7 protein-coding genes are annotated in these 6,593 nt (G+C 71.3%); 4 read left to right on the top strand and 3 right to left on the bottom strand.

Features of this window, described 5'->3' with window-relative positions; translation table 11 throughout:
- Positions 1 to 152: 152 nt before the first annotated feature.
- The 3 genes from G6R24_RS16725 to G6R24_RS22625 all read right to left on the bottom strand — a co-directional run bounded on the left by G6R24_RS16725 (position 153) and on the right by G6R24_RS22625 (position 2,823).
- A complete protein-coding gene (locus tag G6R24_RS16725) occupies positions 153 to 1,115 on the bottom strand; it encodes a caspase family protein (RefSeq protein WP_163550167.1) in 963 nt (320 codons plus the stop codon).
- A gap of 151 nt (positions 1,116 to 1,266) precedes the next feature.
- On the bottom strand, positions 1,267 to 2,607 hold the full coding sequence (locus G6R24_RS16720) for a CATRA conflict system CASPASE/TPR repeat-associated protein (protein WP_163550166.1): 1,341 nt from the start codon (positions 2,605 to 2,607) through the stop codon (positions 1,267 to 1,269).
- Between the two features lie 9 nt (positions 2,608 to 2,616).
- Positions 2,617 to 2,823 (bottom strand): hypothetical protein, encoded by a 207-nt coding sequence (locus tag G6R24_RS22625; protein WP_175084265.1) that lies wholly within the window; start codon positions 2,821 to 2,823, stop codon positions 2,617 to 2,619.
- Positions 2,824 to 3,099: 276 nt separating this feature from the next.
- Between G6R24_RS22625 and G6R24_RS16715 the strand changes: the two genes are divergently transcribed.
- From G6R24_RS16715 to G6R24_RS16700, 4 genes are all read left to right on the top strand, one after another.
- Complete coding sequence (locus G6R24_RS16715) at positions 3,100 to 4,038, top strand: oxidoreductase (protein ID WP_175084266.1); 939 nt, start codon at positions 3,100 to 3,102, stop codon at positions 4,036 to 4,038.
- A 161-nt stretch (positions 4,039 to 4,199) separates the two neighbouring features.
- Entirely contained in the window at positions 4,200 to 5,444 is a 1,245-nt protein-coding gene (locus tag G6R24_RS16710; RefSeq protein WP_163550165.1) for a toxic anion resistance protein, read from the top strand.
- Positions 5,445 to 5,458: 14 nt separating this feature from the next.
- Positions 5,459 to 5,974: a hypothetical protein gene (locus G6R24_RS16705; protein WP_391530725.1), complete on the top strand. Its 516-nt coding sequence runs from the start codon at positions 5,459 to 5,461 to the stop codon at positions 5,972 to 5,974.
- Positions 5,974 to 6,593, top strand: a 620-nt coding sequence (locus G6R24_RS16700) for a TerD family protein (RefSeq protein WP_163550164.1), incomplete at its 3' end; no start/stop codon positions are given. The genes G6R24_RS16705 and G6R24_RS16700, both read left to right, overlap by 1 nt.

Here is a 6,593-nt window from a genome sequence, read left to right as displayed (position 1 = left end):
TAGTCCGACGAACGGCCCGGGCAGCGCGCCCAGATAACCGTCGATCTCCCGGGTGATCTGGTCAACACCTTCGGCGGGAAGGTTCTGGTGGCCGCAGAAACCGATCGCGGTCACGGGCGGCCTGCCCTGGTCCTCGGAAGAACCAACCGTCGTCACAGCATCTCCTTCTGCACGAGCGCCCAGTAATGCCGCCCGACCGGGGTGAGTCGAGCGGCCTTGTTGTTCAGTGCGGCATAGTAGAGATGCTTCTCACCGACCGGTTCGACGAGTCTCACCGCCCGGGCCTGCTGGAGCAGTTCGAAATCAGCCTCGTGGGCTGGGTCCGACGGCTGTTGGGTGCGCTCGTAGGAGTGGTCGAGCGCAAGGTGATGAGTGGGCTCCGGGAACAGGCGGGCGAGCCGGCGAAGCTGACTCCTGGAGATGTCCGGGCGGGTACGGCGCAGCTCGTGCAGCCGGTCGACGTTCGCCTTGAAGGTCGGCCGCTGGTCCCACGCGCCGAACATCTCGGACAGGTACGCGTACAGCCCGGCGACGGTGATCTGACCCAACACGTCGGCGGCGCCGCCGTCGAGCGCATCGGCCAGGCAGGCACTGAACACGCCACGGCCCTCGGTCTCCAGGGCCGTCTGGTCGCCGCGGGTCGCGGCCAGAATCGACACGCCGGCATGCAGGAACGCACCGTTGCCACCCAGCCGCGGCACCTGGCCTCCGGCCCCGCTGAAGCAGCAGTCGAGAATGATAATCACCTCATGGACGGGCGAGTTCTCCACCAACGTGAGCACCTCGTTCAACGCGACGCCGGGAGTGCGGGCCGACCCGTCCACGGTGGCCAGGACGACATCGTCGCCCTGCGGGTAACCATGACCGGCGAAGTACAGCAGCGCCACGGTGGCCGCCGGAGCGAGCAGCTCCGTCAGGTCCCGCAACAGCCGATCCCGGGTCACCCCCCGACCGTCGGCGCCGGTGCGCAGCTTGCACTCGAAGTTCAGCTCCTCGTCGTAGTTCCGCCGCAACAACGGCGCGAGCGCGTGAACGTCGTTACCGCAACCGGTCAGCTCCCCGAAAAGCCGGCGATTGTCGTAGTCATCGATGCCGACGAGCAGGGCGCGCTTCACCGGCGCCCGCCCCGCGGGCCACCGAACAGAAGGACAAACGACAGAACAACCAGCACGGTTTCCCTCCCCCGACGGATTTCTCGCCTGTGCTGTGCGGAAGTACACCGACCCCGAACCGGGAGGACGTCACCGCTCGCGGCGCACGCCGCCCTCACCATCCGGTCGGCACGACCACGTCGTACCGCTGCGCGACCGCCCGGAAAGTCTCGTTGTACGGCCGGTGCCGGAGGGCGGCCACCAACAGGGCGCGATACGGGGTTCCCACGATCCCATGGGCCAGCAGGTGGAACACCTCGCCCCACCAGACCCGCGGGCTGTGGTCGGCGAGTACCGGCTGGCTGCCACGGGGCACCCCGATATCCGCCACGAACTGGCGTGCCTCGGTCGGCTCGGCGAAGACGACGGCGAGCTCGTCCAGCAGGATCAGTCGATCCTCCCCGGACAGCGGCAGGTCGAGCCGGACGGCCGGGGCTGACGCGGCCGACCCGACCCGTGGGGTTGGTGCGGGGGGCGCGGGCGCGGGGACGAGGGGGGCGTAGACGTGGAGGACCTCGCGGGCCCGCCGCTGCGCGGTACGCAGGTACGCCTCACCATCGGTGAGCAGCTCGGCCAGATACCGCGCGTACAGCAGGTCGCCCTCGAACGGGTCGAGGTGGCCGGTGGGGATGACGTCCCGACTGGTCAGGGCGCGCAGGTTGGTGGCGGCGACCTCCACGTTGCGGCGCAGCGCGGCGGCACGCCGGTCACGGTCACCGCCGGCGGCGTCCACGTCCGCGGCGGCAGCGCTGCCGGCGGTGTCGGTGTCGACGGCGGTGATCAGCTCGCTGGCGAGCCGGGCGCTGGTGTCGTCGAGGTGGCGGCGCAGCGCCTGCGTGGCGGTGCCGTCGGACCACAGCCGTCCCTGCAGTCGGGGTTTGGCGGCCTGCGCCAGGTAGAGCGCCAGCGGCGGTGCCGCGGTGTCACCGGACGACCAGGTCCAGGCGCCCAGACTCGCCTCGCGGGCGGCGCCGGCGAGCACGAGCAGGCGCCGTCTCGTCCCGTGGTCGTGGCCCGCGGCCGGTTCCCACACGACACAGCCCGACAGGGTGCTGGCACCGCGGGACTCCCAGCCCACAGCCCGTGGGAACACCGGTAGCGCCGGGGTGACGGCCCGCGCCAGGTCGGCGCCGGCCGCGTGGGGATAGTGCGCCGGGACGTCCAGGGTGGGCAGCAGACCCTGGTAGATCCGCGCCTCGTCGAGCAGCTCCGACTGCCACGGCGCGATCACGCGTTCCCACCTGGCGTCCATCGCCGCCCAGCCGAACCCGGCCGGACGCTCCCCCGCACCCGAGGGCGCCGCGGCGGCCGGGTCGGGCGCGGCGGGCGCGATCACGACGGACAGGCCGAGCGGGCCGCCGTCGAACGGCGCATACACGTGCACGACCAGTTCGGGCGACTGTGGACCCGCCGGGCCGTCCAACCCGTGGGTGTGGGTGTGGGGAGTGTGGTGCATCGCGGGCGACTACCGATCGACGGCGTGGTGGATGCGCAGGGCCGCATCGTCGGCCGCGATCCAGGCGACGTCACGTCGACGTACGGCATGCGAGGTCGTCACACACGCGTAGCCGCCGACCTCGCCGGGACGAGACCGGCTGACCCGGGCGGTCACGGTGAGATCGCGCACGACCGCGGTGTCGCCTCTCGCCGCGCACATCGTCAACGTCGGCATGTTGTGATCCCCCCCCCCGACGGATTCCGCGCTCCCCCAGGCAGCGCTCCCCCGAACGGCTCAGAACCCAGGTTTCATGATTCAGAACCCAGGTCCCACGATACCGCCCATGTGTGGCGAACCGACTGCACGACGCGACCTCGATCTGGGCGATGCGGGCGCCATGTTCCGATCACGCGCCTCTGCGCGGCGTTGACCGTACTATCACCTACGTCACATCGAGCACTTTGTGGTGATCGGGGCCTCGCCCCCGTCCGGGAACCTGGAGGTCCAACGGTGGCAGCTACTTCTGGGAAGCGGCGACGGTGGTCGGCGGCGGAGGTGCCCACGCTCAAGGGCCGGACCGCCGTCGTCACCGGGGCGAACTCGGGGATCGGCTTCGAGGCCACGCGGGTGCTGGCCGCGCGCGGCGCCACCACCGTCCTGGCCTGCCGCAATCCGGTGAAGGCGCGGGAAGCCCGCGATCGCGTCCTGGCCGAGTCGCCGGACGCCGACATCCATCTCCTCGAGCTGGACCTGAACTCCCTGGCCAGCGTTCGCAAGGCCGCCGAGACCCTGCTCGTCGAGCGTCCCACCATCGACATCCTGATCAACAACGCCGGCGTGATCATGCTGCCGCACGGTCGGACCGAGGACGGTTTCGAGCAGCACTTCGGGGTCAACCACTTGGCGCACTTCGCGTTCACCGGGCTCGTCCTGCCGGCGGTTCTCGCCGCCGACGCGGGGCGGATCATCACCGTCGGCAGCAACGGCCACCGCATGGGAAAGATCGACTTCGAGGACATCCCCTTCGAGCGGGGTTACAAGCCGCTGCGTGGTTACGCGCGCTCGAAGCTCGCGAACCTGCTGTTCTCCTACGAGCTGCACCGGCGGCTGGCCGCGGCGCACGCGCCGGCGATCTCCCTGGCCGCGCACCCGGGCGGTGCGACGACCAACGCCGGCGGCGTGGGCGGCAGCCAGAAGCTGCGCAGCCGCCTGTTCAACAGCGTTCCGAACCCGATCGCCCATTCGCCGCAGATGGGTGCGCTGCCGATGCTGCGTGCCGCCGTCGACCCGCAGGCCGTCGGCGGCCAGTACTACGGTCCGCGCGGGCTGCTGACGATGACCGGGCCTCCGGTCATCGTCAAGTCCAACGCCCGCTCCCAGGACACCGAGGCCGCCGCACGCCTGTGGACGCTGTCCACCGAGCTCACCGGCATCACCTACCCGCTCTGACCCGGGCGACCCCCCGAACCCCACGGTCGGCAGGACGACGGGCGGTGTTCCGGTTGGCGCGCTGATCCGGCGGGCATCTCGCGTAGGGTCAAATCGACCTGGTGAGCCTCGGGTGACGCGCCGCCCGCGGGCCGGGGCAGGGCGAGGTGGGGAGGACGTCCATGTCGGAGCTGGACCTGGGTAAGCCGTTGGCGCCACCCACGGTCGCCCCCGCGGCGACGGGCACGGGTGGGGCGTTGTGGCTCGCCCCACCGGAGCCGGTGCCGGTGATCCCCGACGACCAGGTCGACAGCATGGTGCCGATCGACGAGGCCACCCGGGCGCAGCTGCGTGCCCGGGCGGCCGGTTTCGCCGACGAACTCACCGCGCAGGACCCGCGCGGCCCCGCGTTCCAGGCGAAGATCAACGACATCACGTCGATGGGCCAGCGGGAGATCGTCGCGAGCGCCCGGGTGTCCAACCGGATGCTCGAGCGACCGGCGGCGGCCCTGGCCAGCAGTCGCGGTCGGGGGGGCACCGGCTCGGGTGCCTCCGGCGGCGACGCGCAGACCCGGGTCGCCCGCACACTCGTCGAACTGCGCGAGACGGTCACCGATCTCGACCCGGGCAAGGCCGATCTCAGGGGCCCACGCAAACTGCTCGGGATCGTCCCGTTCGGCAGCCGGATCACCGCCTACTTCCAGCGCTACCAGTCGGCGCAGAAGCAGCTCGACGGCATCATCCGCGCGCTGGACTCCGGCCAGGACGAGCTGCGCAAGGACAACGCCGCCATCGAGCAGGAGAAGGCGAACCTGTGGGCGGCGATGGGCAAGCTCACCGAGTACGCCACCCTCGCCAAGGCCCTCGACGGCGCGGTGTCGACGAAGATCGACCAGCTGCGCCCGGCGAGCCCCGGCGCCGCCGACGCGCTCACCTCGGACGCGCTGTTCCCCATCCGCCAGCGCCAGCAGGATCTGATCACGCAGCTCGCGGTGAGCGTGCAGGGTTATCTCGCCCTCGACCTGGTCCGCAAGAACAACCTCGAGCTGATCAAGGGCGTCGACCGGGCGCAGTCGACGACGGTCGCGGCCCTGCGCACCGCGGTCATCGTCGCCCAGGCGCTGGCGAACCAGAAGCTCGTGCTCGACCAGATCAACGCGCTGAACGCCACCACCAACAGTATGATCACCTCCACCAGCGAGATGCTGCGCCAGCAGACCGGTCAGCTCCACGAGCAGGCGGCGTCCAGCGGGGTCAGTGTCGAGGCGCTGCAGACCGCCTTCGACAACATCTTCGCCACCATGGACGCCATCGACGGGTACAAGGCCAAGGCGGTCGAGAGCATGGCGACGACGGTCGCCGCCCTCGAGACCCAGGTCGGCCGCTCCCGCGCGTATCTGGAACGGGCCCGCGCGGACGAACGCTGAGCAGAGGGGGCAGGGTGATCTTCCGTCGGCGTCCGGCCACCACCGAGGACGGCGAGGCAGCGCACGGTGACGCCCGCCGGGCCACGGCGGCACCACGCGGGGAGGTCGCCACCCAGGTCGGGCAGCTGCGCGCGGAGCTCGCCGCCCTGGTCACCCGGGTCAACGCCGACGGCGGACGGCTACCGCCCGGGGCCGTACCCACCGTGCGCGATCTCGATGACATCCTGCGGCCCCTGCTGGGGTATGTCGAACGCCAGTCGGCCAGCGACGAGGAGATGCGGGGGCTGACCGCGATCATCCACGAGTACCTGCCGCAGGCCCTCGACGACTTCACCGCGTTGCCGCCGCAGTACGCCGAGCGTGCCGGGGTCACCGGCACCACACCGGCCGACGACCTGGTCCGCCAACTCCAGCTGCTCGACGAGGGGGCGAACGACCTGCAGGATCTCGTCTACACCGGCGACGCCGCGCAGCTCGCGATCCAGGCCCGCTTCCTGGACGCCAAGTTCCGACGGTCCGACCTCGACTGATGGCCGCCCGCAGCCTGCCCAAGGGCGGCAACATCGCGATCGCCGACCTCGTCCCGCACGGCGTTGGTGGCCTGGCGGGCGCCGGTGGCCCGGGTGGGGCGCTGACCGTGGCGCTGGGCTGGGACGACCGCCCGGAACTGGCCGACCTCGAACTCGACGCCGTCATCATCCTCACCAGGTCCGACCCGTCGGACGGCGGACACGAGCTGCTGCTGGCCCAGCAGGTGCCCAATCCGCACGAGCGGCCCACCGCGACCCCGCCGCCGCGGCCCCTGACCGGCGACGCCGAACGTCTGCTGGTGCGACTGGACGCCGTGCCGGCCAGCATCGACCGGCTGCACTTCGGTGCCGCGGTGTACGACGCGCCCACCCGGCCGCCGTCGTTCCGCTCGGTACACGGCGCCTACCTTCGGCTGCTCGCGGCGGATGGCACCGAACTCGTCCGCTGCGAGGTCGCCGCCGAGACCGGCCTGGAGACCACGATGGTCTTCGGTGAGCTCTACCGCCACCCCCGCGGATGGAAGCTTCGCTGTGTCGCGCAGGGCTACACCGGCGGCCTCACCCGCCTGACCGCCAGCACCACCGCCGCCCATCCCGTGGACGTCGCCGCCTTCCTGAC

Source organism: Candidatus Frankia nodulisporulans, from assembly GCF_902806475.1.
Classification (GTDB): Bacteria; Actinomycetota; Actinomycetes; order Frankiales; family Frankiaceae; genus Frankia; species Frankia umida.
Note: the sequence above shows the minus strand (reverse complement) of the source record. Positions and strands in the feature narration are given on the sequence as shown.